At 49.2% G+C, this 2,299-nt stretch carries 1 protein-coding gene; it reads left to right on the top strand.

Going from position 1 to position 2,299, the window contains the following annotated elements; all coding sequences use genetic code 11:
- Positions 1 to 1,548, top strand: a 1,548-nt coding sequence (locus tag BG32_RS14695; protein ID WP_147435096.1) for an ABC transporter ATP-binding protein, incomplete at its 5' end; no start/stop codon positions are given.
- Positions 1,549 to 2,299 lie beyond the last annotated feature (751 nt).

Raw genomic sequence — 2,299 nt, 5'->3', positions numbered from 1 at the left:
CTGTACGTGCTCAGCGCCCTGTTTATGTACATCCAGGGATGGATAATGTCGGGCATATCCGCGAAGGTCACATACAAATTCAGGCAGGAAATCTCCCAGAAGATAAACAGGCTTCCCCTGAAATACTTTGACAAGAGTTCCCAGGGAGACGTCCTGTCAAGGGTAACAAACGATGTCGACACCATAAGTAGAACGCTAAACCAGAGTCTGAGCCAGATCATAACATCCGTCACGACAGTTGTCGGCGTCACCATAATGATGTTCTCGATAAGCTGGCAGCTAACGCTTATAGCCTTGCTAATGCTGCCTGTTTCTATGGGGCTCATCGCTTTCGTCGTCAGACTATCCCAGAGATACTTCAAGAAGCAGCAACAGTATCTCGGAAAGGTAAACGGCCACGTGGAGGAGATGTACGGAGGTCACGTAGTCGTGAAGGCCTTCAATGGAGAGGCGAAAAGCATACAAACCTTCGACAAGCTCAACGCCGAACTGTACGACTCCGCCTGGAAATCACAGTTTCTTTCCGGCATGATGATGCCCATAATGACATTCGTCGGCAACCTTGGATACGTCCTCATAACCATAGTGGGCGGCTGGTTTGCCGTCAGAAAGATGATCACAGTCGGCGACATTCAGGCCTTTATACAGTACGTGAGGTCGTTCACTCAGCCCATCGCGCAAATCGCAAATATCATGAACGTCTTCCAACAGACGGCAGCTGCAGCGGAGAGAGTCTTCGAATTCCTGGAAGAAGAAGAGGAAGTTGCCGAGACAACCGATCCTGTCAGAGGAGTCGATCATCACGGCCACGTCGAGTTCAAGAACGTCAGATTTGGCTACGACCCGGAAAAGATAATCATAAAAGATTTCTCCTGCGAAGTTGACAAGGGCCACAACATTGCCATCGTCGGCCCCACAGGAGCGGGGAAGACGACCATAGTCAAACTCCTGATGCGCTTCTATGATGTAAACTCCGGAGAGATACTTCTGGACGGACATAACATAAAAGAATACACCCGACACGACCTGAGGGAAAACTTCGGAATGGTCCTCCAAGACACCTGGCTTTACAACGCCAGTGTCTGGGACAACATCAAATACGGAAGGCTCGACGCAACCGATGAAGAAGTTCTTGCAGCGGCTAAGGCGGCTCACGTTGACTCCTTTATCCATACCCTCCCGGATGGATACAACCTCGTACTGAACGAAGAGCAGACGAACATCTCGCAGGGTCAAAAACAGCTGATAACCATTGCCCGGGCAATACTGGCAGATCCGAAAGTTCTTATTCTAGACGAAGCGACCAGTTCAGTCGACACAAGAACGGAAGCCTTGATACAGAAAGCCATGGCAAACTTGATGAAAGACAGGACCAGCTTCATCATAGCCCACAGACTTTCAACGATAAGAGATGCCGATCTCATACTCGTAATGAACGAAGGCGACATCGTTGAACAGGGAACTCACGAAGAACTTCTTGAGCGAGGCGGCTTCTATGCAGAACTTTACGCCAGTCAGTTTGAAAGCGACTTCGTGGAGGCCGTATAAGCAAGAGAAAGACAAAATCGTAACATTAACGAACATGGCGGGCCTTAAGCCCGCCTTTTTCTATCTTCACGAGAAAATAGGGACTGACAAATCTCTTAATGTCTGTAAGCGACTTTTGCTAGAGAACTCCAGATCCTGTCATGAACTTCGTTCAGCATCCCAATCAAAGAAACGCTGTACGCTTGGAAAAGCCGAGAAAGATCGCAATAGAGACGTTCGCTGCGCTCACGAGAAGGAGAGAGCGAAAAAAGGGACTGACCGGCTCCTAATGTCCCAATTTTTGCTAGAGAACTCCACATCTCGTCATCTGAACTTGATTCAGAATCTTTCTTCGAAAGCTATTTCGAGCCCGTTACCTGCTATGCATACTCACGGTTTCTCTAAGCACTAGATCCCGAAACAAGTTCGGGATGACAATGTGAGAGGGTTCCAATAGCCTATACCGGACGACGGCCTTTGCATTATTGCTCCATAACATTTGAAGAGCAAACCATTTCCTTTCAAGAAACCCTAGACCCTACACTCGATACCCTGCTCTTCGTGTCTGAACTTGTTTCAGCATCCCGTTCTAAGAACCGCTGTGCGCTTAAGAACGAAGACCCGCTGGTCGCTGTGAAAGCCAGTTCACTGCTGACTGTGTAACTAAGGACCGGCTTTTATGGCCCACAAAGTCGGAACTGGCCTCGCCGAAGGCGAGACTGGCCAGGCGGAGCCTGACTGGCCTGCGTTAGCAGACTGGCTCTATTTTGCC

Source organism: Mesotoga sp. HF07.pep.5.2.highcov (assembly GCF_003666285.1).
GTDB lineage: Bacteria > Thermotogota > Thermotogae > Petrotogales > Kosmotogaceae > Mesotoga > Mesotoga prima.
This window is presented reverse-complemented; position numbering and strand designations above follow the sequence as displayed.